Annotated in this window: 24 protein-coding genes; 17 read left to right on the top strand and 7 right to left on the bottom strand. The window is 62.1% G+C overall.

The annotated features are described in order from the left end of the window. Positions 1-116 precede the first annotated feature (116 nt). Positions 117-839 (bottom strand): spondin domain-containing protein, encoded by a 723-nt coding sequence (locus DSCA_RS21525; protein WP_174783996.1) that lies wholly within the window; start codon positions 837-839, stop codon positions 117-119. A 250-nt stretch (positions 840-1,089) separates the two neighbouring features. Between DSCA_RS21525 and DSCA_RS21520 the strand changes: the two genes are divergently transcribed. Next, positions 1,090-1,596, top strand: coding sequence for a hypothetical protein (locus tag DSCA_RS21520; protein WP_167527902.1), 507 nt, complete (start codon positions 1,090-1,092; stop codon positions 1,594-1,596). Between the two features lie 79 nt (positions 1,597-1,675). Here the strand turns inward: DSCA_RS21520 and DSCA_RS21515 are convergent, their stop codons facing one another. The 5 genes from DSCA_RS21515 to DSCA_RS21495 all read right to left on the bottom strand — a co-directional run bounded on the left by DSCA_RS21515 (position 1,676) and on the right by DSCA_RS21495 (position 6,893). Beyond that, complete coding sequence (locus tag DSCA_RS21515; protein WP_155318395.1) at positions 1,676-2,272, bottom strand: YceI family protein; 597 nt, start codon at positions 2,270-2,272, stop codon at positions 1,676-1,678. 82 nt (positions 2,273-2,354) lie between these two features. Continuing rightward, entirely contained in the window at positions 2,355-3,740 is a 1,386-nt protein-coding gene (locus DSCA_RS21510) for a ferredoxin reductase family protein (RefSeq protein WP_155318394.1), read from the bottom strand. A gap of 44 nt (positions 3,741-3,784) precedes the next feature. Then, positions 3,785-4,168, bottom strand: a complete 384-nt coding sequence (locus DSCA_RS21505; protein ID WP_155318393.1) for a YajD family HNH nuclease — start codon at positions 4,166-4,168, stop codon at positions 3,785-3,787. Positions 4,169-4,201: 33 nt separating this feature from the next. Beyond that, positions 4,202-4,858, bottom strand: a complete 657-nt coding sequence (locus DSCA_RS21500; RefSeq protein ID WP_167527901.1) for a VOC family protein — start codon at positions 4,856-4,858, stop codon at positions 4,202-4,204. A 1-nt stretch (position 4,859) separates the two neighbouring features. Then, positions 4,860-6,893, bottom strand: a complete 2,034-nt coding sequence (locus DSCA_RS21495; protein ID WP_155318391.1) for an FAD-dependent oxidoreductase — start codon at positions 6,891-6,893, stop codon at positions 4,860-4,862. Between the two features lie 278 nt (positions 6,894-7,171). Between DSCA_RS21495 and DSCA_RS21490 the strand changes: the two genes are divergently transcribed. From DSCA_RS21490 to DSCA_RS21480, 3 genes are all read left to right on the top strand, one after another. Next, complete coding sequence (locus tag DSCA_RS21490; RefSeq protein WP_167527900.1) at positions 7,172-8,692, top strand: cache domain-containing protein; 1,521 nt, start codon at positions 7,172-7,174, stop codon at positions 8,690-8,692. Further along, positions 8,689-10,107, top strand: coding sequence for a sigma-54-dependent transcriptional regulator (locus DSCA_RS21485; protein ID WP_155318389.1), 1,419 nt, complete (start codon positions 8,689-8,691; stop codon positions 10,105-10,107). Before DSCA_RS21490 ends, DSCA_RS21485 begins: the two co-directional genes overlap by 4 nt. Before the next feature lie 313 nt (positions 10,108-10,420). After that, on the top strand, positions 10,421-10,648 hold the full coding sequence (locus DSCA_RS21480; protein WP_155318388.1) for a histidine kinase: 228 nt from the start codon (positions 10,421-10,423) through the stop codon (positions 10,646-10,648). A 199-nt stretch (positions 10,649-10,847) separates the two neighbouring features. Here DSCA_RS21480 and DSCA_RS21475 read toward each other — a convergent pair whose 3' ends face one another. Then, entirely contained in the window at positions 10,848-11,957 is a 1,110-nt protein-coding gene (locus DSCA_RS21475; protein ID WP_155318387.1) for a hypothetical protein, read from the bottom strand. Positions 11,958-12,298: 341 nt separating this feature from the next. Here DSCA_RS21475 and DSCA_RS21470 point away from each other — a divergent pair, with 341 nt between their 5' ends. The 13 genes from DSCA_RS21470 to DSCA_RS21410 all read left to right on the top strand — a co-directional run bounded on the left by DSCA_RS21470 (position 12,299) and on the right by DSCA_RS21410 (position 25,682). Next, positions 12,299-12,583, top strand: coding sequence for a DUF5818 domain-containing protein (locus DSCA_RS21470; RefSeq protein ID WP_155318386.1), 285 nt, complete (start codon positions 12,299-12,301; stop codon positions 12,581-12,583). Positions 12,584-13,015: 432 nt separating this feature from the next. Next, positions 13,016-14,647 carry an L-glutamate gamma-semialdehyde dehydrogenase gene (gene pruA / locus DSCA_RS21465; protein ID WP_155318385.1) on the top strand — a complete coding sequence of 544 codons (1,632 nt, stop codon included), beginning with the start codon at positions 13,016-13,018 and terminating at the stop codon, positions 14,645-14,647. A 31-nt stretch (positions 14,648-14,678) separates the two neighbouring features. Then, complete coding sequence (gene amaB / locus DSCA_RS21460; RefSeq protein ID WP_155318384.1) at positions 14,679-16,217, top strand: L-piperidine-6-carboxylate dehydrogenase; 1,539 nt, start codon at positions 14,679-14,681, stop codon at positions 16,215-16,217. Positions 16,218-16,424: 207 nt separating this feature from the next. Continuing rightward, positions 16,425-16,787: a winged helix-turn-helix domain-containing protein gene (locus DSCA_RS21455; protein ID WP_155318383.1), complete on the top strand. Its 363-nt coding sequence runs from the start codon at positions 16,425-16,427 to the stop codon at positions 16,785-16,787. Positions 16,788-16,849: 62 nt separating this feature from the next. Continuing rightward, the gene (locus DSCA_RS21450; protein ID WP_155318382.1) at positions 16,850-18,349 is read left to right on the top strand and encodes an ABC transporter substrate-binding protein; all 1,500 of its coding nucleotides are present in this window, start codon (positions 16,850-16,852) and stop codon (positions 18,347-18,349) included. A 19-nt stretch (positions 18,350-18,368) separates the two neighbouring features. Further along, positions 18,369-19,316: an ABC transporter permease gene (locus tag DSCA_RS21445; protein ID WP_155318381.1), complete on the top strand. Its 948-nt coding sequence runs from the start codon at positions 18,369-18,371 to the stop codon at positions 19,314-19,316. A gap of 5 nt (positions 19,317-19,321) precedes the next feature. Beyond that, positions 19,322-20,137 carry an ABC transporter permease gene (locus DSCA_RS21440; RefSeq protein ID WP_155318380.1) on the top strand — a complete coding sequence of 272 codons (816 nt, stop codon included), beginning with the start codon at positions 19,322-19,324 and terminating at the stop codon, positions 20,135-20,137. Positions 20,138-20,195: 58 nt separating this feature from the next. Continuing rightward, entirely contained in the window at positions 20,196-21,479 is a 1,284-nt protein-coding gene (locus DSCA_RS21435) for a M20 family metallopeptidase (RefSeq protein ID WP_155318379.1), read from the top strand. After that, positions 21,476-22,447: an ABC transporter ATP-binding protein gene (locus tag DSCA_RS21430; protein WP_155318378.1), complete on the top strand. Its 972-nt coding sequence runs from the start codon at positions 21,476-21,478 to the stop codon at positions 22,445-22,447. The genes DSCA_RS21435 and DSCA_RS21430 overlap by 4 nt, the downstream gene beginning before the upstream one ends. A 189-nt stretch (positions 22,448-22,636) precedes the next feature. Beyond that, complete coding sequence (locus DSCA_RS21425; protein ID WP_155318377.1) at positions 22,637-23,635, top strand: ABC transporter ATP-binding protein; 999 nt, start codon at positions 22,637-22,639, stop codon at positions 23,633-23,635. Then, positions 23,632-24,543 carry a ketopantoate reductase family protein gene (locus DSCA_RS21420; RefSeq protein ID WP_155318376.1) on the top strand — a complete coding sequence of 304 codons (912 nt, stop codon included), beginning with the start codon at positions 23,632-23,634 and terminating at the stop codon, positions 24,541-24,543. The genes DSCA_RS21425 and DSCA_RS21420 overlap by 4 nt, the downstream gene beginning before the upstream one ends. 98 nt (positions 24,544-24,641) lie before the next feature. Further along, positions 24,642-25,496, top strand: coding sequence for a 3-methyl-2-oxobutanoate hydroxymethyltransferase (gene panB, locus DSCA_RS21415; protein WP_155318375.1), 855 nt, complete (start codon positions 24,642-24,644; stop codon positions 25,494-25,496). A 24-nt stretch (positions 25,497-25,520) separates the two neighbouring features. Further along, positions 25,521-25,682 (top strand): hypothetical protein, encoded by a 162-nt coding sequence (locus DSCA_RS21410; RefSeq protein WP_155318374.1) that lies wholly within the window; start codon positions 25,521-25,523, stop codon positions 25,680-25,682. The last annotated feature ends 48 nt before the right edge of the window (positions 25,683-25,730 follow it).

The raw sequence follows: 25,730 nt of genomic DNA, 5'->3' as shown, positions 1-25,730 counted from the left end.
TGAAAAGCGGCACGCCTATCCGGCCGCCATGTTCTGGATAGGCGTGATATTGGGCCCAACGGTCCGTAAGTGAATCATGGCTGTCAGGAGCAGACCCGGGCAATGCATCCGTCAGCTTACCACGGGTAGCCTCTGCCATGTCGTCGATGGTGGACCTCAATCACTATTTCGGCAACCGGATTCAGCCAGCGGTGAATGCTGCTGTCCAGGTCGCTGATGCCGCCTTCAGGATCGGCATCGCCGACGACACCCCGGTGAATGTGTACCGTCGCATTGTCATCGGGTCCGGAGACCCCGCTGCCGCCGGTGCCGGCATGACCGCCGGGGGCGCCTGGAATCTCGGTGATCCGCTCGTCGTTGGCCTCGGTGCCGGCATCGTAGCCGTACAGGTCGTAGCGGTAGGTTCCCGGGATGCGGGGAATGGGCAGCGAATCGAGACCCACGAAGCCATCGTTGGTGGGCAGCAGCATGGCGGTCAATGACAGGTACCGGTTGCGGGTCCGGTTGGTGTTGAAATAGACGTCGCTGACGATGCCGCCGGGGGGCAGCAGCCCGCCCGCCGGATCTTCAACCGTGTCCGGGTCCGGGCCGCCCACCATGTTGAGCAACCCGGAAATATCGCCCCCCTCGGCCATGGCTTCCAGGGCCGGCGATGCCGGCGCGCCGGTTTCAAAAAGCCGCCTGTCGCCGTCGTGGGCGGTGATGAGCAAAGGGGTGAAATAAATCCCGTTGGTCAGGTTCTTCACGGTGACGCTGAACTCGGCCGCAACGGCCTGCCCCATGGTCAGGACCGTCCCGACCATTACTGCAAACAGTGTCTTGAATAGAATTCTTTCCATGATGATCTCCTTCCAAAGCAAGGGTTGAAAGTCTCGCGCCGCCGCAGGTGTTCATTGGGTAGGCGTCCAATGCGGTTGGCGCTGAAGGAAAGATAACCCTTGGCGATGAACCTTCGGTAAAGATCGGATAAAGATTCGGTAAAGATTGACGGGCTCGAAAAATAGCCGGGATCAAGGATTTCGGATCCCGAGAAATGCAGCCTTTTACGAGGGCATCAAAAGGAGCAGGCGAAGGATCCCCGGGGCAGTGGTGGCAGGCCATGCGGTCAATCCTGCCGGCAAGGTCGTCGGAGACCCGCATGGCGCCGTCCGCGAGGATCTCGGTATCCACCGGCCGGCCGATGACCCCGTCACCGCCGAGCCACCCGCCGGCGAACACGTCTTGGGATGCGGGCCGACCGTTCTTGAGCCGCACCAGGGTGATGCGGTGACCGATGGGCCGGCTCCGATTCCAGGAGCCGTACTCGGCAATGAATATCTGGCCGTGGTATTGGGGCGGGAAATTCTTTCCGGTGTAAAAGCGAATGCCCAGTGCCGCCGCATGGGGCGCCAGTCGAATCCGACTGATTTTCTGACCCCCTCGGGCTCCCGCGCCATGGACCGGGCATTGGGGACCCTGTCGGTAAAGATGGAAATGCGGAAACCGGCCGGCAGGGAGATCGCCTCCGGCACAGGGGGCGCATCGCTTCATGCCGGTGAAGCCAAACCGACGTGGAGCAGAAAGACCGGCAGGGTGAGTCGTCGATTCATGGCCTGAAATGGCGGCATCGCGCACGCGGAACGCACCCGGGACTTCTTGGGCGGCCGCCCCCCCGTAACATTGTATCGGTGGTCATCTATTTTTTCCGGATCACTTCGAGGGTAATGAGCACGTCCACATCCTTGCCGACCACCCCCATGTCATAAAACTTTCCGCCGCCGACGTGGTAGGCCAGGCGATCGATGACCATTCGGGCTTCGAAACCGGCCACTTCCTTATTATCGTCAAAGGGGTGGGTCCTGACCCCAAGCAAGGTAAACGGCACCGTCAGGGTTTTGCTGACATCCTTGACCCTCATTGTCCCCTCGACAACGTAGCGGTTGTCCCGGACATGCTTAACGGCGGTGCTCTTGAAGGACATCACGGGGTAGGTTTTGGAATCAAAAAAGTCAGCGGAATTGAGGTGACCGTCGCGCTTGCTGTTCCCGGTGTTGATGCTTTTCACCGTAACCTCGAAGTCGAAACGGCTGCCGGTCAGGTCCTCGGGAGAAAACATCACCGTCCCCTTGAAATCTTCAAAATAACCGCGTGTCGTGGAGTAAATATGATCGATGCTGAAGTAGACGCCGGCATGGGCCGGATCGATTTCCCACTCCGGGGCCGCAGCCTGTGCCGGGACCGCAGCCGCCAGCAGGAAAAGAAGGACAAGGAAAAAATGGACAAATGGTTTCATGGGTCGCCTCCAGTCCGGTGGTAGGGTTGGGCTGGCCGCCGGCCAACCGTGGGGCGTGGTCCGCTCCGCCGACTGGCGGTTGTCAGAACCCGAAAGATTCACTGAATATCGCCCGGGCCGGAAATCCGAGCATTTTGAGGTCGGATCTGACCTGGTCCATCATCAGCGGCGGGCCACATAGGAAGACCGCGGACCTGCGGTCGCATCCGTGAAGTATCGATTCCAGAGACTGGCGGTTCAGCCTGCCGGTCTGGCCCCCATCCTCCGTATTACGGGTAAACATAGGGACCCGTCGAAGGCCTGTCAATTTGACGGCAAGAAGATCCAGCTCCTCGCCGAACATCAGGTGCGCAGGGGTACGGGTGCTCCAAATCAGGATAATGGGGCGGGGATCGTTCTCGTCTGCCATGAAGCGCAGCATGCTGAGCATGGGGGTAATGCCGATGCCGCCGGCAATCATGATCAGGGGCCGACCCGGCGATGTAAACAGGTGGCCGAACCGCCCGAAAGGGCCTTGTACAAGGGCCCGATCGCCGGGTTGGATCCTATCCACATGCCGGGTCCAGTCTCCGCAGGCACGGATGGTAAACTGAAGCATGCCGGGACGGCTGGGCGTGGAGGAGAGGGTGAAGGCGTGGGGTTCCCGTGAAACCTTCCGGGAGCGAAAGGAGACATAGGCAAACTGGCCAGGGGCGTACAGAAAGGGGAAGGCTGTCACCGGAACCAACGTCACACCGGTGCAGTCGGCACCGACAGGTTTGATGCGGGAAACCACATAGGGCCTTCGGCCTGCACGGACCCAGGCGCTGCGCACCAACGCCCAGAGAAGGGCAAAGATACCGGCTGCAATCCACACGGCCAGGCGGGGCGGTCCGTCTTCGGAGAAGGTTTCGCTTACGGCAAGGACGTGGACAATCAATAAAACGGCGATCAATACTCCCATGATACGGTGAAGGTTCATCCAGACGTGAAAGGCCAGCCCCAGCCGAAGCCGCCAGCGGCTGCAGCCGACCTGGATCAAAATGATCGCCATCAGCCCGGCCCCCACCCATTCCGGCCAGTAGCGTATTTCCAGGGGGACAAAAAACGTGCCTTCGGAAAGCAGTACACCAACGGGGTGCACCAGGGCCGCCGCGGCGATGATCCAGGCATGCAGACGGTGCTGACGCATCAGGCCCGGCAGGGAGAAGATGCGGTCCAGCGCCTTCAGCCGTGCGGCCAGCGGCAGTTGGAGAAGGAGAAGAAGGCCGCCCCCCATGCCCATCAATTTTCCCGTCCGCAGGCTGACCTTTTCCATTCCGAACTTGTACCAGATGGACGGGGATTCGAAGTAGAAAGGGATCGCAAGCGCACCGGCCAGCAGTAAAAGAAAACCGCAGACGATCCCAAAAGCCCACAGACGGCACCAGCCGGAAGGGATGATTTTTCCGACAGCAGGAAAAAAGGTCTCCGGAAGGGGCCTTGTCACGGTTTTGCGCCTATGCGTTGGGGTTGATCAAATGACCGTCGGTACTATTTTTTACCCTTCAGCAGCGCTTCCAGCGCGGCAAAAGGCTTATGAGAAAAATCAGAATCCGGAGGGGCCGTGGACGAGGACTGGCCGTCGTAGGCCTCGGCCACTTCCAGCCGGCCGTGCTCGTTGTCGTGGCAGTAGATGCACAAGAGTTCCCAGTTGCTGCCGTCGGGCGGGTTGTTGTCGTGGTTGTGGTCTCTGTGGTGAACGGTGAGTTCCCGCAGCCCCTTGCCGCTGAACTCGCGTCCACAGCGGCCGCAAACGTGCGGATACATCTTGAGGGCCTTCTCGCGGTACGTCTTTTCCCGTTCCTTCATGTGACGGCGGGCATCGGCCACCACTTGTGACAATCTGTCAGAATCCTTCCTGTTGTTGGCAGGCATGATCGGCTTCCTTTCTACCGGTATCTTTTTTCTTCAATCCAATATGACTGTACCCGCAGGGGTTTCTATCCGTACGGACAGGCCCGGCGGCTGTGGTCCCGAAACCGGGTGAATGGTGAGGGTGCCTTCCAGACCCAGGGACGCGATTGTTTTGCGAAAGGCTTCAGGGTCGGTATGCGTTCCGTCGAGGCCCACCAGCGTACATCCCGATTCAACCATGGATTCGGCGGGATGGCGATCACCCGCCCACTGGATCAGATGGGGAATCAGCCCATCGCCCGGCAGCGACCCGTCCATGGTGAACGCAAATCGCCATCTCAGGTCACCCCGCTGCATGGCCCGCACGTCAGCCCGCTGTCCATACACCGCTTCTGCGAGCGCATCGAGGGCATCCGTTCGTGCCACCCAGGTGATCAGGCGGGGCCGGTCTTTCAGCCGGGCCCGGCGGTCCGCATCATCCAGGTCGAACCACCGTGGCGAATCGGGTCGCCGCCCGTCGGGGTCGATGGCGATCACCTCGATGTACCGGTCCCGGCCCAGCTTCAATACCCGGTTGTGGGTGCCCATGGCGGCGTGCCGGCCGCCGCCGGATGGGGCAACGCCCAGACGCGCCTGAAGAAAGGCCGAGCCCTGATCAAGCGTGTCGGCGGCGACCACGAGATGGTCCAGCATGGCAGCGGGTGGGGTCACCTTATATCTCCAGGGCCAGCCGGGTCCCCTGGTCGATGGCCCGTTTGGCATCCAGTTCGGTGGCCTTGTCCGCACCGCCGATGACGTGAACGGCCATATCCCCGGATTGAAGATCCTCGGCCAGCGTGCGCAGCGGCTCCTGACCGGCACAGACGATGATGGTGTCGGCGGCAATGGTCCGGCGGGTGCCGTTTTTGACGATATGAAGCCCGGCGTCATCGATTTTTTCATAAACCACGCCGTTGAGCATGGCCACGCCGCGTTTTTTCAGCGTGGCCCGGTGGATCCAGCCGGTGGTTTTGCCCAGCGAGGCACCCATTTTGGCGGCCTTGCGCTGCAACAGGGTGACACGACGGAATGACCGATCCGATGCCGAAAAATCCGCCAGCAGGCCGCCCGGCTGGCGGTAGTCGCGGTCCACCCCCCACTCCTCGAGAAACCGCTCGCGGTCCAGGCTGGTGGAGGGTCGCTCATCGGAAACGAGGATGGCCGTGTCGAAGCCGATGCCGCCGGCGCCGATGATGGCCACGGACTCGCCGATGGGAGCCGTCCCGGAAATGGCATCGACGTAGGAGATCACCTTGGCGTGATGGATGCCGGGAATATCCAGACGGCGGGGCACGACTCCGGTGGCGACCACGACGGCATCGAAGGCCCCCGCTTTCAGGGTGCCGGCTTCCACGGGGGTGTTCAATCTCACGACCACCTTCATCAGCGCCAGTTGCCTGCGGTAGTACCTCAGGGTTTCGGCAAATTCCTCTTTGCCGGGAATGCGGACCGACAGGTTCAGCTGCCCGCCGATGCGGTTCTGCCGGTCGAAAAGGGTCACCCGATGACCCCGCGAGGCCGCATTGACGGCAAAGGAAAGGCCGGCCGGGCCGGCACCCACCACGGCGATGCGTTTGGGCCGGTCGCTCTGGGTGATGGCCCATTCCGTCTCCCGGCAGGCCCGGGGATTGACCAGGCAGCTGGCCACCCTGCCCTGGAAAATGTGGTCCAGGCAGGCCTGGTTGCAGCCGATGCAGGTGTTGATCTCGTCGGCCCGGCCCTGCCGCGCCTTGAGCATGAAGTCCGGGTCCGCCAGAAACGGGCGCGCCATGGAAATCAGATCCGCCCGGCCGGCGGCCAGGGTCTGCTCTGCCACCTCGGGGGTGTTGATCCGGTTGCTGGTGATCAGGGGGATGGATACCGCGCCCCTGAGCCGGCCGGTAACCCAGGTGAAGGCGGCCCGGGGCACCATGCTCGCGATGGTGGGAATGCGGGCCTCGTGCCAGCCGATGCCCGTGTTGATCATGGTGGCCCCGGCGATTTCCACCTGTCGGGCCAATGCCACCACCTGTTCCCAGGAACTGCCTCCTGAAACCAGATCCAGCATGGAAAGCCGGTATATGATGATAAATTCCCGTCCCACCCGCTGCCGGACCCTGCGGACGATCTCCAGGGGCAGGCGGATCCGGTTCTCGAAACAGCCGCCCCAGCGGTCGGTGCGCCGGTTGGTTCCCGGGGCGATGAACTGGTTGATCAGGTAGCCTTCGGAGCCCATGATCTCCACCCCGTCGTAGCCGGCCTGCAGGGCCAGGTGGGCGCATCGGACAAAATCGTCGATCTGGCCCAGGATGTCCGCTTCGGACAGCGCCCGGGGCTTGAAGATATTGATGGGCGCCTGCAGGGCCGAGGCGCTCACCAGCTTTTTGTGAAACCCGTACCGGCCCGTGTGCAGGATCTGCAGGGCGATCTTGCCACCCTGGTCATGGACGGCCGCAGTGACGGCCCGGTGGCGGGCCGCCTCGTCCGCGGTGTGCAGCTGGGCCGCGTGGTCGGCCACGCGGCCCTCGGGATTGGGAGAAAAGCCGCCGGTCACGATCAGCCCCGCCTCTCCTGCGGCCCGCTCGGCAAAATAAGCGGCCAACCGCGCGAAACCGTCGGGGGCCTCCTCCAGCCCGGTATGCATGGAGCCCATGACCGACCTGTTTTTAAGGGTCGTGAAACCGAGGTCCAGGGGTTCAAACAAATGGGGATAGGGGTGGTTCGTCATCCGGGTCTCCTGCTTAAAGGCCGGGAGGGACATTCTTGAAACCGGCGGGTTTCCTGTTCAGGTGCCTGCTGTCCCGGAATCATACCATCAGCGGTCATGGGGGACAAGCCCATCCTTCCGGACGCGCCCATGGACGCCGGCCGCCGCAACCTGAAGTTTGCGATTGATTTTCGTCCTCAATCGAGTATGGTGCAACTTGGTACGACCGGTTCTACACGCTTTTTTCATTGGCTCTCCGTTCGATGTCGGCTTGATCCTGATGGGCTCACATGGTGACGATGCATATCAACAATATGCTCAGGCGCATTCCCATACGCATTTTCCTGCCGGTGATGCTGACGGTGCTGCTGTTCATCATGACCATCTTTCTGATTATCCTGCCCGAGATGAAAGAACGCCTCCTGGAAGGCAAACGGGAGGTCATCCGCGAACTGGTGGCCTCGGCCTGGAGCAGCCTGGACGCATACGCCCGGCAGGAACGCCGGGGCCTGATGTCACGGGAAGACGCCCAGCGGCTGGCCATCGCCCACATCCGGGGGCTGCGCTACGGAAATGACCTCAAGGACTATTTCTGGATCAATGACATGCAGCCCCGCATGATCATGCACCCCTACCGGTCCGACCTGGAAGGCAAGGACATCTCCAGGTTTGCCGACCCGGCGGGCAAGCGTCTTTTCATGGCCTGCGTGGAAATCGTCCAAACCGGTGGTGCCGGATATGTGGACTACCAGTGGCAGTGGATGGACGATCCCACCCGCATCGTCCCCAAGATTTCTTACGTCATGGGCTTCGCCCCGTGGGGATGGATCATCGGCACCGGCATCTACGTGGAGGACGTGCACGCCCAGATTTCCGCCATCACCCGCAAGACCACCTTTATCTGCAGCTGGATTCTTTTGCTGATCATCCTTCTGTCCGTCCATATCGTCTGGCACGGCGTCAGCGTGACCCGCCAGAAAAAGCTGGCCGAAGAGAGCGCGCTGGTCAAACAGGAGCAGCTTTTTCAGGCCGCCAAGATGGTGTCCCTGGGAACCCTGGTTTCCGGCATTGCCCACGAGATCAACAACCCGATCACCTCGGTCATGCTCAACGCCCCCAACCTGACCCGGATGTGGGAGGACATGCTGCCCATTCTCGACCGCCACCATGCGCAGGTCGGTGACTTTCCGGTGGGCGCCACGGTCTTCAGCCGGATCCGAGACCGGATTCCGCCGATACTGACCGGTATCACCGAGGATGCCCGGCGGGTTCGGGACATCGTCGCCGACCTGAAAGACTTTGCCCGGGACAATCCCTCGGACATGAAAGATGACGTGGACCTCAACGAGGTGGTCCGCAAGGCGGTCGGACTCACCGCCAACCTGATAAAAAAATCAACCCGCCACTTTGACCTGGTTTGCCATCCGCGCCTGCCGTCCCTTACGGGAAACGCCCAGCGTATTGAACAGGTGGTCATCAACCTGGTGGTCAATGCCTGCCAGGCCCTGCCGGACAAGAATTGCTCCGTAACCGTAAGCACCGGTTCCGATAGGGACAACGATCTGGTCTTTGTAGAGGTCAGGGATGAGGGCCAGGGCATCCGTGCCGAAGCGCTCAAACGGATCACCGACCCCTTTTTCACCACCCGGCGGGAGCGGGGAGGAACCGGTTTGGGCCTGGCCATTTCCGATCGCATCGTCAGCGACCATGGCGGCAGCATGCGCTTTGCGTCGACCCCCGGCAAAGGCACCACGGTTCGCGTGACCTTGCCGCTGGCGCCCCCAACCTCATCGACAGGAGATACGGACAGCCGAGCATGAGTACTTCCCTGAACCCACCCAAACCGATCCTGATCGTGGATGACGAAGCATCCATCCTGCTGGCCATCGACACGACCCTTCAGATGGCCGGGCTCAACAACACGATCACCTGCCAGGACAGCCGCCGGGTGATGGACCTGCTGGAGGACAGCCCGGTCGAAGCAATGCTGCTGGACCTGAACATGCCCAACGTGGACGGCCACCGCCTGCTGGACGACGTGCGCCGTGACTACCCGGATGTACCGGTGATCATCGTCACCGGCGCCGTGGACGTGGAAACCGCCGTCCGCTGCATCAAGGCCGGGGCCTTCGACTACATCGTCAAACCGGTGGAAGCGGACCGGCTGATCACGGCCGTCAACCGGGCGGTCTCTTTTCAGGAACTCCAGCGGGAAAACCGGTCGCTTCGCCGCCACATGCTGCGCGACGACCTGGAACACCCGGAGGCCTTTCGCCAGATCATCACCGGGAACCGGAAAATGCTGACGATTTTTCAGTACGTGGAATCCATCGCCACCACGTCGCAACCGGTTCTCATCCGCGGGGAAACCGGTGTCGGCAAAGAGCTGATTGCCCGGACCATCCACCGGTTGAGCGGGCTGAAGGGCGCATTCGTGGCCGTTAACGCCGCCGGTCTGGACGACACCGTTTTTTCAGACACCCTGTTCGGTCACGTCAAGGGCGCCTTCACCGGTGCTGATACCCCCCGCGGCGGATTGATCGAACAGGCTGACGGCGGGACCCTGTTCCTCGATGAAATCGGAGACCTGCCCCAGGCGTCCCAGGTCAAACTGCTGCGACTGCTGCAGGAAGGTGAGTATTTTCCACTGGGAGCCGATGTCGCCTGCCGGGCAAACGCCCGAATCATCGCCGCCACCAACCAGCGTCTGTCCGTGATGCTGGACGAGGGGCGTTTTCGCAAGGATCTCAACTACCGCCTGCAGACCCATCGGATCTATATTCCGCCCCTGAGGGATCGACGGGACGACATTCCTCAACTGCTCGACCACTTTCTGGCCGACGCCGCTTCCCGGCTGAACAAGCCGATACCGCCCGTCCCCCGCGAACTGCTGCCGATGATGGCCGGCTATGCCTACCCGGGAAACATCCGTGAGCTGGAATCCATGATTTTTGACGCCGTCAGCCGTCACCGGTCCGGAACCCTCTCCCTGCACTCCATCCAAGCCCACATCGCCCGTGAACAGTCGGCCGATGGAACGGTACCGGCCTTGCCCAATGCCGATGCCGGCCCGCCGATCACCTTTTCCCACCGGCTTCCGACCATCAGGCAAGCCACGGATCTGCTGGTCGAAGAGGCCATGCAACGCGCCGGCGGCAACCAGTCCAGGGCTGCCAAAATTCTGGGTATCTCCCAGCAGGCGTTGAGTAAACGACTGAAAAAAAAAGCCGGATGAGGCCTGACGGGCAACAATTTTTTTTGTAGTTACAACTTTTATTGTAGCTCCCTTCAACCAGGCCCAACAGCCTGCCAGGTCGGACAAAAAGCCGATTTTCGACCCGCTCCGATACAACTTTTATTGTACATCGCAATCATAATCGAACCTGCCTCACTTATTTTTTATGTATAAAATCAAATAGTTATTAAGCATACTACCACATGGCACATGTTTTGGATTACATATGTCAATAAATCATATTCAATCGATATTTTTTATTTAAATTTTAGCTGTCATTTACAACAGCTTTCAGCCTGTGAGGATGAATTCAATGGCGCCCGAAGTGACCGTCCGGCTTCCCACGAACCAATGGTTTACCCACGAATTTGTCAATTCACTGACATCCGTAAGGTCCCTGGCCGACCTGCTGGTGGAATACCCGGGCCTGGACGCCGGTGATCGGTGCCGCTTCACCGCCATCCTCCGGGATGAGACCGAGCGGCTCGTCCGCCTGATCGAAGGACGGGAATTGGAATCGGATACGAGCGCAACGCTTTAACGTGATATGCTTCGCGCCTACCCCCTAAAGCACCAACCCTGCAGCGCAAAGTTACATGAAGAAAATCCAAAACCGCTGATAAAGATGCCCCTTCGAGATAAGCATGAAGGAAGATCGCTCCGGCAACCGGCCGGCCTGGGCGATCTTCCTTTTTTTAGTCGGTTTCTGATCAGAATCAGAAAACCGCCGACCACGCACCTCAGGCATCCGGGCGGCGCAGCAATTGCGCCCTGAATGCCGACGGGTTGTCCATGTAACGGGACACGGCGTCCTTAAAGCCAAGGTCCCGCACCAGCCGGATGCCCTGATCCCGATACCGGTACCGATGCAGTGATGGCACGGCCGGGTGGGTTTCACCGGTGTAAAAGCCCGGCAGCGTGACGTGGCGCCGGGTGCAGTAACCAGCCAGCATGGAATTCACCAGTCCGCCCACCACCGCCTCTTCCACGGCCATCCACGATTGGGCCAGGCGCTGCGCGGCAGCCAGGTCTGTCGGCGGATGATGCGCCATGGCGTTCGCAATCTCACGATCCGTTGCCTGCCCGATGTAAAAATGGAGCGTTTCTTCCACCGGGATGGACATCAGCGTGGAAAGGTTGCGGGTATCGTTCTGCCAGATGGTAAAGGGCCTGCGCGTCAATCTGTATTCCCCCGGCGCCATCAGTTGGATCTCCAGGTCGACCGCGCCCAGGTGATTGGAAAAGATCGCACCGCTGAGGGTGGTTTTCACGCTTCGTCCGGATTCTGCGGTGAAGCGGCATACCGCCCGATACGCCTTGGCCAGACGATGGACCAGAAAGGCCGATTTACCGGTTGTCGATACCGCCGGAAAGCGTGTTCTCGGACAGGTGATGACATCATAAAAATTGTCCATCCCGGTCATTTGAAAGAGCGCCTCGGTAACGTCCAGACAATATCGGTAATAGGCGTCTGCATGGCGGTCCTGCAACTGGGGCACGTACATCAGGCGGACCTGGATTTCCTCCATGGAGAATTTTACCCGCTTTTCAAACCCGATGGTCTGCCTGATCCGTGCCAGCATGTCCTTTTGCTGACCCAGTTCGTGCCGGATGTGCCGTATCACCTCGACATCCGGATCGGTCGCAAAATCCCTGAATACCAGCAGGGGCGCTTCCCGCGGGGTCTTCCGGGGGATGGCCGCCACGAGGGCCAGGTCATTTTGAACCGCCGCGGCAACGTTACGGATGGGCGACGCCATCCAACCGGCCAGCCCCAGCACCCCCAGGCACAACAACCGGCGCCGGGTCAGGCCCCGGGTTTCGATCCTTTCCCTTCGCAATGAATTCATACCCGTGCTATCGGCATTTTTCCACCGATCCTTAGCACCCCTGTTCGCAGGCGACGGATTCAGGGACCGGAGAAATCCTGCCCGTGCGCAATTTTCGTCATCCCGGTGCAATTAGCGAAACGCTTCGTCTACTCACCAATCCGACGGCAATTTTTAAAATCGGAATTAAAACAAACAGTTGCCTTGTTGGCATGTCCATTGCTGAGAAATGAGAACAACGCACCGTCGGTCGGTTCCGAAATGCTGAAGGGTCAGCATGGGTGTGTTGAAAAAGGGAGGCCAGCAGGTCTCTCCGGGCAAAAGAGGGGTCAACCTAAAACACGAAGAGGGAGGAAATAACGATGAACGCATTTAAGAAAAACATCATTGTCACCATGGTGACCGCATTTCTCGTGGTTGTTGCCGGCTCCGGGATGGCAATGGCGGAAGACAGTATAACCGGAACCATCACGGAAAAGGGCGAAGTTCTCGTTCTCGATGCCGCCGACGGCAGCTATGTTTTGGAGGGCAGCGATGTAACCGCCGATATGGTGGGCAAAAAGGTAACCGTTACCGGCACCGTTGCTGAAAAAGAAGACGCCAAGGTAATCAATGTGCTTTCCATGAAAGAACTCCAGGACCAATAATATTTTTTATGACCGGCAGCTTCGGCGGGTTTTCCGCCTGGGTCGCCAGTTTCAGTTGCCTGCATCCGGGAAGGACCCCGACCGGATGCGGGTTCAGGCCGAGTCAAGAAGCGTGGCAGGGAAAATTGCTGGAAAGCGATTTTCCCTGCCTTTTTTTTGAACGGCTGGCATCCCCTCCTTGCAGTCTATATCTTTTGCCTTACCTTAGCGTTGAACAGACGTATTGGGATACAAGGCGGCAGGTTACGTTATGCCTTCATTGACACATTAATTGTCCTGTGATAGCCGTTGCCCGCTGTTTTCAGAAAAATCTGACACACAGGCAGTGCGTATCGAGGCGGACACGTTGCCCCTCGTCGCGACCCCCCGGAAAAATGTATCCCGTGCCTGGCGGCGGAATATTTCAGATTGAATCCAACAAGGAGGTTGGCCATGGCCAATGCCATTTTTTCCATAGACCCGCCGGTCAATGAGCCGGTTCTTGAATACCGGCCCGGCAGCGACGAGCGCGCACGCATCCAAGACGAACTGCAGCGGCTCAGGAACACGCCCCTCGAGATTCCGCTGATCATCGGCGGACGGCCGGTAAAAACCGGCAACCTGGGTCGATGCGTCGTTCCCCATGACCATGGCCACCAGCTGGCCGTATTTCACCAGGCCGGCGAGAAAGAGGTGGCCATGGCCATCGAGGCCGCCGCGTCTGCGGCCGGAAAATGGGCGGCCATGGACTGGGGCGATCGGCTGGCGATTTTTAACCGGGCGGCCGATCTGATCGCCGGCCCGCGGCGCATGACCCTGGCTGCGGCCACCATGCTCGGCCAGGGAAAAAACGTCTACCAGGCGGAAATCGATGCGGCCTGCGAGATCGTCGACTTCCTGCGCTTCAACGCCTTTTACGCCACCGAGATATACCGGCAGCAGCCCCGGTCCGGTCCGGCCGAGTGGAATCACCTGGAATACCGGCCCCTGGAAGGCTTCGTTTTTGCAGTCAGCCCCTTTAACTTCACCGCTATCGGCGGGAACCTGCCGTCGGCGCCGGCCATGCTGGGCAACACCGTCTTGTGGAAACCGGCCTCCAGTGCCGTTTTTTCCGCGTGGATGCTCATGGAAATCTTCATGGAAGCCGGGCTGCCGCCGGGGGTGATCAACTTCATCCCGGGACCCGGTGCCCAGGTGGGCCACCCCGTATTGGCCAGCCCACAACTGGCCGGCATTCACTTCACCGGCTCCACGACGGTATTCCAGAACATGTGGAAGACCGTCGCCGAGAACCTGGGCCGCTACCGGACCTATCCCCGCATCGTCGGAGAAACCGGCGGCAAAGATTTTATCTTCGTTCACCCCAGTGCCGAAACCGAGGCAGTGGTCACCGCCCTGATCCGGGGAGCCTTTGAATACCAGGGTCAGAAATGCTCGGCCGCCTCCCGGGCCTACCTGCCAGAATCGCTCTGGCCGCAGATCAGGGAAAAACTGACCGCCGCCATGGGAACCATCAAGGTTGGGCCGCCGGAGAACTTCGAGAATTTTGTCAATGCCGTTATCGACAGGGCCGCCTTTGATACGATCAGCGGTTACATCGACCATGCCCGGCAACACGAGGCCGCCGAAATCATTGCCGGCGGTGGTTGTGACCGCAGTTCCGGCTACTTCATCGAACCCACGGTGATCCTGACCACCGACCCCCGCTTCAAAACCATGGAGGAAGAGATCTTCGGACCGGTGCTGACCCTCTATGTCTATGCGGACGACGCCTTCGAGGAGACCCTGGACCTGTGCGACCGGACCTCGCCCTACGCCCTCACCGGTGCCATCTTCGCCCGGGACCGGGCGGCGGTGGGCACAGCCCGGCGCCGGCTGGTGAACGCCGCCGGCAATTTTTACATCAACGACAAACCCACCGGGGCCGTGGTGGGGCGCCAGCCCTTCGGCGGAGCCCGGGCCTCAGGAACCAACGACAAGGCCGGCAGCATCCTCAACCTGTACCGGTGGGTCAGCCCGCGGACCATCAAAGAGAACTTCCTGCCGGCCACCGATTACCGCTATCCGTTCATGGAAGCCAAATGAGATCAATCCGCAACCGGGAGCAGATGAAAGCATGCAATTTTTACAGACACTGGGCATCGAAAAAGAGAACCGAGGCGTCTCCACCGGGTTAACGTGGCTGGGCGGCGGGAAGGGACCGATGATCGACGTGGTCTCTCCGGTGGACGGCCATGCCATCGCCGGGGTATTTACCGCGACACCGGCCGAGTACGACCGGGCGGCAACGGCCGCCCGCCGCGCTTTTTTACGGTGGCGCGAGGTACCGCCCCCCCGGCGGGGCGACATCGTCCGCCGCATCGGCCAGCAGTTGCGGATCTACAAGAAACCGCTGGGCGCCCTGGTCTCCTACGAGATGGGAAAATCGCTCCAGGAAGGACTGGGAGAAGTCCAGGAGATGATCGACATCTGTGATTTTGCCGTGGGTCAATCCCGTCAGCTTTATGGGTACACCATGGCCTCGGAACGACCGGAGCATCGCATGTATGACCATTACCACCCCCTGGGCGTGGTGGGCATCGTGAGCGCCTTCAATTTTCCGGTGGCCGTGTGGTCCTGGAATGCCATGCTGGCGGCGGTATGCGGAAATGCCAGCCTCTGGAAGCCGTCATCCAAGGCCCCCCTGTCGGCCATCGCCGTGCAGCATATCCTGGCCGATGTGTTGCGGGAAAATGACGATGTGGTCCCCGAAGGCCTGTTTTCGCTGGTGATTGGCAGCGGAAGCAGCGTGGGCCAGCGCCTGCTGGAAGACGAGCGGGTGCCCCTGGTGTCGGTCACCGGCTCCACCCGGGTCGGGCGCCACGCCGCCCAGGTGGTCGCCGGCCGCTTCGGCCGGACCATCCTGGAACTGGGCGGCAACAACGCCATTATCGTCACCCCCGCCGCCGATCTGCCCATGGCGGTATCCGCCATCGTTTTCGGTGCCGTGGGCACCGCCGGACAGCGCTGCACCTCCACCCGGCGGGTTATCGTCCATGCGGACATATACGACCGGGTCGCCGCCTCCCTGACCCGGGCCTACGCAGGCCTGCGCATCGGAAACCCCCTGGATGAAAACAACCACATGGGACCGCTCATCGACACCGCCGCGGTGGCAGATTACCAACGGGCACTGGCGCAAGTGGTCGCCCAGGGCGGGCAGGTCCTTTGTGGCGGTGGGGTCATGGAAGGCCCGGAGTATGCCTCGGGCTGCTATGTCCAGCCCACCATTTGCGCGGTGGAAAACAACCTTGCCATCGTCCAGGATGAGACGTTTGCACCCATTGTCTACCTGATCCGTTATCGCGGCGACGTCTCCAATGCCATCACCCTCCAGAACGACGTCCCCCAGGGCCTGTCATCAGCCATCTTCACCAACGACCTGCGCGAAGCCGAGCGGTTTCTCTCCGCCGCGGGATCGGACTGCGGGATCGCCAACGTCAATATCGGCACCTCGGGTGCCGAAATCGGGGGGGCTTTTGGGGGAGAAAAGGAAACCGGCGGCGGTCGGGAGTCCGGTTCCGATGCCTGGAAGGGCTATATGCGACGGCAGACCACCACCATCAACTACGGCCGCAGCCTGCCCCTGGCCCAGGGGATCAGCTTCGACATTTAACGCCTGAATGCCGGCGGCCCGACGCCAGGGACCCGACAAAGAGATCCGATCGCTTCGTTTTTCAGCTGTGGTTACCGGCTCCGGTGGGGACTTTAGGGCCGGGTTGCCGGCTTTGATGACGGGTTGATTTTTCCCTTGCTGACGATTCGCCTGCCTGCTATCCTCTTTGTGTTTCATTGAAACCCTGCCCGGATGTCAGGAGGAGAAATGGCCGCAAAAACCAAAAAAGTCCGCGTTAAATCCAAAGTCTGGCTGGAAGACCGCCAGGGAAGGATTATTTTTGGCCTCGGCCGGATGCGGATCCTCAGAGCCATTCAAAAATGCGGTTCCCTCAACGCGGCGGCCAAGGATCTCAAAATGAGTTACCGGGCGGTCTGGGGCAAGATAAAGGTGACCGAAGATGCCCTGGGCAAACCCCTGCTGGTCAAAAGCCAGGGCGGCAGTGCCGGCGGTGGATCCACCCTGACCCCCTATGCCCACACCCTCATGGAACGCTACCTGGCCCTGTCCCGTATTGTCGACACCCAGGCCGACGACCTGTTCGAATCCGGCTTCCTCGATCCGCGATAGCGATTTTCAGACAGCACGACAGACACTGCTTGTCCGGCGCTTCCACCCAGAAAGGAGAAAAGATGAAAATCACCGTCCGCCCGCTTTGGCTGATTCTCACCCTGGTTGTCATGGCATCCCCCGCATTTTCGCAGGAACCGGTAAAAGGCGGCACCCTGACGGTCTGCCAGCCGGCGGAACCCCCGGGACTGGACCCAACGGCCAATACCGCTGCGGCCGTCGACCGGGTGGTCTACGCCAATATTTTCGAAGGACTGGTCAAGGTGGACAGCGGCGGCGGTTTTCTCCCCGGCCTGGCCAACGGATGGCGGGTATCGGCAGACGGACGGATCTACACCTTCAACTTGAGAAAAGGAGTGGTTTTTCACAACGGGGAAGCCTTCGATGCGGCCGTGGCCAAATGGAACCTGGAACGGGCCGCCTTGCCGGAAAACGGCAACCCCCACCCCGAATATTTTAATGGCATCGAGGCCATCGAAACGCCGGACAGCCACACCCTGGTAATCCGGCTCAAGGCCGTGGACGCCCTGTTCATCGCGCACCTGGCCGAAGGAGATGCAATCATGCTGCCCATGACGGCCGCCGGGCAGACCAAGTCCAGTCCCATCGGCACCGGCCCCTTCAAATTCGTCCGGTGGGTGCGCGGCGACCGGGTGGAGATGGCCCGCTTCGACGGATACTGGAACCCCTTTCTGCCCTACCTGGACCGGCTGACGTTCCGCTTCATCAGCGATCCGGCCGCCCAGATCGCCGCCCTCAAAGCCGGAGACATCGACGTCATCGGTTATGTCGCCGCTCCCGAATCGGCCATGATGCTGGAAAAGGACGATCGGTTCAGGGTCTATTCGGGCACCACCACCGGAGAGGTGATCATGTCCACCAACAACCGGGCCGCGCCCTTCGACAACCGGCTGGTGCGCCGGGCCATGGCCCATGCCATCGACCGCCGGGCGGTGGTGGAGCTGGTGATGTTCGGCTACGGGACCCCCATCGGCTCCCACTGGTCGCCCTCTACCCCTTATTACAGGGACCTCACCGGCCGTTTCCCCTACGATCCGGACAAGGCCAGGGCCCTGCTGGCCGAAGCCGGCTACCCGGATGGGTTTTCGGCCACCATCAAACTGCCGGCCATCTATTCCTACTCCAGGCGGGCCGGCGAGGTGATCGCCGATATGCTCGGCAAGGTGGGCATCGATCTGACCATTGAAATCGTGGAATGGGGCCAGTGGATCGACCGTATCTTCAAGAAAAAGGAGTACCAGCTGACCATGATCGGCCATGTGGAAGCCTGGGACATCGGCATCTACGCCCGCCCGGACTATTATTTCCAGTATGACTCGCAGGCATTCCGGGATGCCTATGCCCGGGCCCTGGAAGCGCCCGACGAGGCGGCCAAGGCGGAATGGTTCGGACGCTGCCAGGAAATCATTGCCGAGGATGCGGTCAACGGATTTCTCTTTTCCGCCCCCAGCCTGCCGGTGATGAAAGCCAGCGTCATGGGATGGTGGGAGAACTATCCCACCGTCGCCCTGGATTGCACCGCGGTGTGGGTGAAGCCGTAGACATGGCCGGCACCGATCGATGACGGGTTATCTGATAAAAAAGGCGGGCGCCCTGGCGGCCGTGCTTTTCATGGTCTCCCTCACGGTCTTCTCGGTACTGTTCGTGCTGCCCGGCGACCCGGCCCAGATCATCCTGGGCATGAATGCCTCGCCGGAAACCCTGGCAGCCCTGAGGTCCAGGATGGGACTGGACCAGCCTTTTCTGATCCAGTACGCCAGCTGGGTCGGCAGCCTGTTGAGGGGCACCGGCGGCCACTCCATCACCTATGACATGCCCGTGGCCGATCTGATCGGCTCCCGGCTGGCGGTGACCGGCCCCCTGGCCCTCATGGCCATGGTCATCGCCGTGGCCGTGGCCCTGCCATTGGGAATTTTCGCCGCCCGCCACCAGAACCGCCCCGGCGATGCGGCCGTGATGGTCGGCACCCAGCTGGGACTGGCGATCCCCGAATTCTGGCTGGGCATCCTGCTGATGCTGCTCTTTTCCGTTCACTGGGGGATGTTCAGTGCCGGCGGGTTTCCCGGCTGGCAGGCGGACGCGTGGGGGTCCCTCCGGGCCCTGCTTCTGCCCGCCCTGGCCCTGGGGCTGATCCGGGGGGCGATCCTCACCCGGCTGACCCGCTCCGCCATGCTTGAGGTGCTGCGGGAGGACTACGTGCGCACGGCCCGGGCCAAGGGACTCAAGGAACGCACCGTGGTGGTCGGCCACGCCCTGAAAAACGCCTTGATCCCGGTGCTGACCATCTTCGGTCTGCAGATGGGCCAGCTGCTGGCCGGGGCCATCATCATCGAAAATGTCTTCACCCTGCCGGGGCTGGGCCGGCTGGTGTTCCTGGCCATCGGCCAGCGGGACCTGCCCGTGGTGCGAGAGGTGGTGCTCTTCATGGCCGCCGCCGTGGTCGTGGTCAACTTTCTCGTGGACCTCTCCTATGCGGTCGTGGATCCACGCATCAGGGCGGACCGGTGACGGCCATGGCACGTTGTTTCAAGAACCTGAATTTCTGGCTGGGTGTGGCGCTCTCTTCCGTGGTGGTGGCCATGGCCCTGACCAGCCTGTTCTGGACGCCCTACGGCCCCACCACCATGGACGCCCGGCACCGCATGGAGGCCCCGTCCCTCTCCCACCCCCTGGGCACGGACCAGTATGGCCGGGATCTGCTCTCCCGGGTCATGGTGGGAGCGGTGAATTCCATCGTCGTCGGGCTGATGACCGTGGCCATCGGCATGGGCGCAGGGGTCGTCCTGGGGTTGATCAGCGCCTGGGGCGGACGCATTGCCGATGAAGCCATCATGCGTTTTTCAGACCTGCTGTTCGGTTTTCCGGCGGTGCTGTCGGCCATTTTGATCACGTCGATCATGGGGCCGTCGGCCGTCAATGCCATGCTGGCCATCGGCATCTTCTATATTCCGATCTTTGCCCGGCTCACACGGGCTTCGGCCCTGACGATCAAGAAACTGGACTATATCGCCGCAGCCAGGGCCGCCGGCCGGACCGAAGGGGCCATCATCCGGAGCCACGTACTGCCCAACATTCTCTCACCGCTGATCATCCAGGCCACGGTCCAGTTCGCCGTAGCCATCCTGGCCGAGGCCGGCCTGAGCTACCTGGGACTGGGCACCCAGCCGCCGCACCCCTCCTGGGGACGGATGCTCAACGAGGCCCAGACGTTCATGGAACTGGCCCCCTGGATGGCTGTCTTTCCCGGTCTGGCCATCGCCTGGGCGGTGCTGGGATTCAACCTGCTGGGCGACGGGCTGCGGGATATACTGGACCCGCGGCTCAGGTGAACCCGGTCGCGGCAGGGTCCGCAAATCTTTTGCTGATGGAGAGAAAAAAGGATCGACCATGATACCGAAACAGGCAGTCTCCCGCGTCCTGAATGCCATCCACCCGGACGACGTCATTGATCTGACCGCCCGCCTGGTCAGGTGCAACTCGGTATGGGACCCCCAGGCCGGCACCAGTGAGGCCGATGCGGCGGCGCTGGCCGCCGGGTGGGCCCGGGACAGGGGCTTTGACGTGACCGAGGAGACCGTGGCCCCGGGCCGGCCCAACGTGATCGTCCGCTGGACAGGCGGCCCCGGCCGGCGCACCCTGATGTTCGAGGGGCACACGGATGTGGTCACACCCGGCGATCCGGGCCGGTGGCGCCACGATCCCTTCGGGGCGCAGATCGAAAACGGACGCATGTTCGGCCGGGGCACCAACGACACCAAGGGGAACCTGGCGGCCATGCTGGTGGCCATGGCGGCCCTGAAAGCCTCGGGCATCCCCCTGGCCGGGTCATTGGTGGGCGGCGTCCTCTGTGATGAGGAGGGCATGATGACCGGCGTGCAGGATTTCATCCGTCGGGGCCATGCCGACCGGGTAACGGCCGCGGTGGTCTGCGAACCCCAGGACGGGCTGGTCTGCATTGCCCAGAAAGGGGCGCTGCGGGCCCGCTTTACCGTTCATGGACGCATGAGCCACGGTGCCATGCCCCTGACCGGACTGAACCCGGCCCCGGCCGTGGCCCGGATCATCGACGGGCTGGCCGATCTGGAAGCCGAGGCCGTGGACGCTTTCGGCGAAGACCCGCTGCTCGGCTGGCCCAGCTTCACCCCAACCGTCGTCCAGGCGCCCGCCCAGGGACCGCCCCAGCTCAACGTGATGCCCGGAGAAGCCGAAATTCTGGTGGATGTGCGCACCATCCCCGGCCAGGCGCACGAGGCCATCCGGCAGGCCCTGTCCCGGCTGGCCGGGCAGTCCGCCACTCGGGTCAACGACCGCTGCCGGGAGGTTGACGACCGTTTCGGCATCCGGCGTCCCTGGACCCTGAAAGTGGGGGCACGGTTTCTTTCCGACCGGCCCTGCACCCGCACCGAAGCGGACGCCCCGATCGTCGTATCGGCCCTTTGGGCCAGCCGTGAGGCCAGCGGACGGACGGCTGAAATTGCCGGGGTGCCCGGAGCCACCGACGGCACGTTCCTGTGGGCATTGAAAAACATCCCCATTGTCACCATGGGCGCGGGAGACCGCACGGTGCCCCACCAGGTGGACGAATGGGTGGACCTGGATCAGCTGGTGGAAACGGCCCGCATCTATGCCCTCACCGCCCTGCACTACCTCTATCCCGGTGACTCCCGGTGAACGCTCCGCTGCTGGAGATCCGGGGCCTGTCGGTCCACTTTCATACACCGGAGGGCATCGGCCGGGCCGTGGAATCGGTCAGCCTGTCCATCGCCCCCGGGGAAACCCTGGGGCTGGTGGGGGAGTCGGGCTGCGGGAAAAGTGTTACCGCCCTGGCGGTGATGGGCCTTGTTCCATCACCGCCGGGACGCATTGCGGCAGGTGAAATCCACTTCGATGGCAAGGACCTGCTGCGGATCGACCCCGAGAGCCTGCGTCGCATCCGGGGCCGGAAGATCGGCATGATTTTCCAGGAACCGATGACGGCCCTGAACCCCGTGCTGACCATCGGCCGGCAGGTGGCCGAGCCCCTGGTCGCCCACCTGGGCCTGTCGCGGACCGAGGCGTTGAAAAAAGCGGGCCGTTGGCTGGACCGGGTGCGTATTCCGGCGGCGGTACAGCAGCTGCGGGCGTACCCCCACGAGTTGTCCGGGGGGATGCGCCAGCGGGTGATGATCGCCATGGCCATGATCTGCCGGCCCCGGCTGCTGGTGGCCGACGAACCCACGACGGCCCTGGACGTCACCCTCCAGCGCCAGATCCTGTCGCTGATGGCCGGGTTGAAGGCCGAGCTGGACACGGCCATGCTGCTGATCACCCACGACCTGGGGGTGGTGGCCCAGACCGCCGGCCGGGTGGTGGTGATGTATGCCGGCCGGGTGGTGGAGACCGCCGAGGTGCGGCCCCTGTTTGCCGCCCCCCTGCACCCCTACACCCGGGGCCTGCTCGAATCCATGCCGCAGCTGGGTGCAGGCCGTGGACGACTGCATGAAATCCCCGGCACCGTGCCCGCCGCCACCCGATCGATCCGCGGCTGCCCCTTTGCCGGGCGCTGCCCGTCGGCTTTCGACCGGTGCCGGCAGGACGCGCCGGCGCTGGAAACCGTCCGGCCCGGGCGGCGGGTCAGTTGCTGGCTTTACCGGAAATAGACTGGGCGCTTCTCCGAAAGCCCCAGAAGGCCTCTGATTGACAGGGTGGCACCATTTAAAAGGGGTCGACGGATCAGTGTTGCGTGTTAAGTTCAGGAGCGTTAAGAAAATGGCCGTTGGAATCCATACGCGTCCGCCGTCAAACGCGATTTTATTGCAGACCGTCCCGAAAGGAACACAGACGCCGTCATGACCGTCCCTCCCCTGCTTGAAGTCACGAACCTGAGCAAACACTTTCCCGCGGGCAGCGGTTTTTTTTCCCCGTCCGGGGGAAGGGTCAAGGCGGTCAATGACGTCAGTTTCTCCGTGGACCGGGGAGAAAGCCTGGGGCTGGTGGGAGAATCGGGCTGCGGAAAAAGCACACTGGCGCGACTGGTGGTCCGGCTGCTCAGGCCCACCAGCGGTAGCATCCGCTTCGACGACCGGGAGATCGGCAGCCTGGGACGCCAGGCAATGCGACCATTGCGCAAACGGATGCAGATCATCTTCCAGGACCCCTATGCCAGCCTGGATCCCCGCATGACCGTGGGGACCAGTGTCACCGAACCGCTGCTCAACAGGGCCAGACGCTTCAGGGGTGAACGCCGGCGGCTGGCGGCCGAGATGCTGGCGACCGTGGGCCTGCGACGCGCTGACCTGGACCGCTACCCCCACGAATTCTCCGGGGGGCAACGCCAGCGCATCGGCATCGCCCGGGCACTTTGCGTGCGACCGGAACTGGTGGTGGCCGACGAACCGGTCAGCGCCCTGGATGTTTCCATCCAGGCCCAGATCCTCAACCTGATGAAGGATCTGCAGCAGCAGTTTGGCCTGGCCTATCTGTTCATTTCCCACGACATCGGCGTAGTGACGCATTTCTGCGACCGGGTCGCCGTGATGTATGCCGGCCAGCTGGTGGAAGTCGCCGTCGCCAACGGGTTTCATGACCGTTGCCGCCATCCCTACACCCGTGCCCTGGTGGCCGCCGTACCGCGCCCGGACCCGCTGGTGACCCTGCCGCCGGTGCCGGTGGAAGGCGAACCCCCGGACCCGGCCGCCCTGCCGCCCGGCTGCCCCTACCACCCCCGGTGTCCCCACCGGCTGGACATCTGCACCAACCGGCGGCCGACGCTGATCGGGGTGGACGGAGACCACCGGGTTGCCTGCTGGCTCAATGATGGTAACGGACTCAATGGAGGTGTATCATGAATATCAGCGTAATCGGCGCCGGTGCCATGGGCAGCCTTTTTGGCTGCCGGTTGGCCGAAGCCGGAGAAACGGTGACCCTGCTTGACATTCGCAGGGATCATGTGGATGCGGTCAACGCCGGGGGACTGACCATCGAAAAAGAGGGCGTCCGGCGCACCGTTCATGTTCAGGCGACCACCGGCGTTGACACGGTCGGACCGGCGGACCTGTCCATCGTATTTGTTAAATCCACCCACACCGCTGCGGCAGCGCAGACCGCAGCACGGCTGGCCGGAGCAACGGGCCTCGTGCTGACCCTGCAAAACGGCATGGGCAATGCAGAGGCGCTGGCCCATGCCCTGACCGCGGATCGGGTTATTGCCGGGACCACCTCCCACGGCGCCACCTTTCTAAAGCCGGGTGCCATCCGCCATGCCGGGGAAGGGGAGACGATCATCGGGCCCTGGTCAACGGCTGGAATGCCTGGCGCAGAGCGGGTTGCCGAGGTGTTATGCCGGGCCGGCATCACGACCCGGGTGGCACCCGATGTCCGCCGCCTGCTGTGGGCCAAACTGCTGATCAACGTGGGCATCAATGCCGTCACCGCCCTGACGGGCATCAGCAACGGCCAGTTGCTGGAGCTTGAACAAACCCGGCAGATTTCCCGCGAAGCAGTCGCGGAAGCCATGGCCGTGGCCCGCACCCAGGGCATCACCATCGATGGCGACCCGGTGGAAAAGGTTTTCCAGGTGGCGGCGGCAACCGGCCGCAACCGGTCTTCCATGGGCCAGGACGTGGACAACGGCCGGCCCACGGAAATTTCAGCCATCAACGGATTTATCGTAAGGATGGCGGAGACGGCCGGGGTGCCGGTGCCGGTGAACCGGACGCTGGCGGCGCTGGTGGAAACCCTGCAGGCCCACTATTGATGGTCTCGCATGGTGCCGGTAATCCGGGATGTGCAACATTGGCAGGGGCCGGCTTCGCGCAAGGCGGCCGCTTCAACAATATGCAAAGGAGGCGATTCATGAGTGAAGGCAAGGTGAGCGTGGCTGACATCATTCAGGCCAAAAAAGAGGGCCGTCGACTGGTCATGGTGACGGCCTACGACTACCCTTTCGGACTGATGGCCGATGAGGCCGGCGTGGACATGGCCCTGGTGGGGGACTCGCTGGGGATGGTGGTCCTGGGGCTGGACAGTACGGTGCCGGTAACCCTGGAAATGATGATCCACCACATCCGGGCGGTGGTGCGCGGCTGCAAACGGGCCATGGTGGTCGGAGACATGCCCTTCATGTCCTACAACACCGGCATCCGGGACGCCGTTATCAATGCCGGGCGGCTGATGAAGGAGGGCGGATGCGACGCCGTCAAGCTGGAAGGCGGGGTGGATTTCGCCCCGGTCGTCCAGGCCGTTGTCAAGGCAGGCATCCCCGTCCAGGGGCATGTGGGGCTAACCCCCCAGACGGCCAGCGCCCTGGGCGGTTTCAAGATGCAGGGCAGGGATGCGGCGGCGGCCCGCAAGATTATCGACGATGCCAGGGCCCTCGAGGCGGCCGGTGCCTTTTCCATCGTGGCCGAAGCGGTCCCGGCGCCATTGGGCCGGCTGCTCGCCGAAGCGGTAAAGGTGCCGATCATCGGTATCGGCGCCGGCGTGGAAGTGGATGGCCAGGTGCTGGTGACCCATGATATGGTGGGCCTGTTCGACCGCTTTGTGCCCAAATTCGTCAAGCAGTATACCCGGACCCGGCCGGCGATCATCGATGCCATCAAAGCCTACGCAGCAGATGTCCGGACGGCGGCCTTCCCGGCTCCCGAACACAGTTTCGGCATGCCCGACGACGCCCTGGCGGCACTGCAAGCGTCCTTGAAGGAAAGTTGAAGCACGCAACGGAGAATAACGCCCATGGCAAAAATGGTCATATATGCCCTGATCGTCATTATTGCGGCTTTCGCCCTGGAATTTTTCCGAATCGTGGACGTCCCGTTCCTGGAGATTCCCGATTTTATGTCCGGCAAGGTAGAGATGGTCCACAAGTCCGAAGACATGGTGGACCGGATCGAGTAGGCCTGTCACCCTGCCAGAAGCACGGTGACGGCCAATGGCAGTATCACA

The sequence above is a fragment of the Desulfosarcina alkanivorans genome (assembly GCF_009688945.1).
In the GTDB taxonomy this organism is placed as follows: domain Bacteria; phylum Desulfobacterota; class Desulfobacteria; order Desulfobacterales; family Desulfosarcinaceae; genus Desulfosarcina; species Desulfosarcina alkanivorans.
This window is presented reverse-complemented; position numbering and strand designations above follow the sequence as displayed.

Coding starts and splice junctions, on each gene's coding strand:
- DSCA_RS21495 (WP_155318391.1), bottom strand. CDS start 6,893: ATGACGAACCACCCCTATCCCCATTTGTTTGAACCCCTGGACCTCGGT.
- DSCA_RS21455 (WP_155318383.1), top strand. CDS start 16,425: ATGGCCGCAAAAACCAAAAAAGTCCGCGTTAAATCCAAAGTCTGGCTG.
- DSCA_RS21425 (WP_155318377.1), top strand. CDS start 22,637: ATGACCGTCCCTCCCCTGCTTGAAGTCACGAACCTGAGCAAACACTTT.
- pruA (WP_155318385.1), top strand. CDS start 13,016: ATGGCCAATGCCATTTTTTCCATAGACCCGCCGGTCAATGAGCCGGTT.
- DSCA_RS21440 (WP_155318380.1), top strand. CDS start 19,322: ATGGCACGTTGTTTCAAGAACCTGAATTTCTGGCTGGGTGTGGCGCTC.
- DSCA_RS21470 (WP_155318386.1), top strand. CDS start 12,299: ATGAACGCATTTAAGAAAAACATCATTGTCACCATGGTGACCGCATTT.
- panB (WP_155318375.1), top strand. CDS start 24,642: ATGAGTGAAGGCAAGGTGAGCGTGGCTGACATCATTCAGGCCAAAAAA.
- DSCA_RS21505 (WP_155318393.1), bottom strand. CDS start 4,168: ATGCCTGCCAACAACAGGAAGGATTCTGACAGATTGTCACAAGTGGTG.
- DSCA_RS21485 (WP_155318389.1), top strand. CDS start 8,689: ATGAGTACTTCCCTGAACCCACCCAAACCGATCCTGATCGTGGATGAC.
- DSCA_RS21515 (WP_155318395.1), bottom strand. CDS start 2,272: ATGAAACCATTTGTCCATTTTTTCCTTGTCCTTCTTTTCCTGCTGGCG.
- DSCA_RS21420 (WP_155318376.1), top strand. CDS start 23,632: ATGAATATCAGCGTAATCGGCGCCGGTGCCATGGGCAGCCTTTTTGGC.
- DSCA_RS21445 (WP_155318381.1), top strand. CDS start 18,369: ATGACGGGTTATCTGATAAAAAAGGCGGGCGCCCTGGCGGCCGTGCTT.
- DSCA_RS21480 (WP_155318388.1), top strand. CDS start 10,421: ATGGCGCCCGAAGTGACCGTCCGGCTTCCCACGAACCAATGGTTTACC.
- DSCA_RS21450 (WP_155318382.1), top strand. CDS start 16,850: ATGAAAATCACCGTCCGCCCGCTTTGGCTGATTCTCACCCTGGTTGTC.
- DSCA_RS21410 (WP_155318374.1), top strand. CDS start 25,521: ATGGCAAAAATGGTCATATATGCCCTGATCGTCATTATTGCGGCTTTC.
- DSCA_RS21490 (WP_167527900.1), top strand. CDS start 7,172: ATGCATATCAACAATATGCTCAGGCGCATTCCCATACGCATTTTCCTG.
- DSCA_RS21525 (WP_174783996.1), bottom strand. CDS start 839: ATGGAAAGAATTCTATTCAAGACACTGTTTGCAGTAATGGTCGGGACG.
- DSCA_RS21475 (WP_155318387.1), bottom strand. CDS start 11,957: ATGAATTCATTGCGAAGGGAAAGGATCGAAACCCGGGGCCTGACCCGG.
- DSCA_RS21435 (WP_155318379.1), top strand. CDS start 20,196: ATGATACCGAAACAGGCAGTCTCCCGCGTCCTGAATGCCATCCACCCG.
- amaB (WP_155318384.1), top strand. CDS start 14,679: ATGCAATTTTTACAGACACTGGGCATCGAAAAAGAGAACCGAGGCGTC.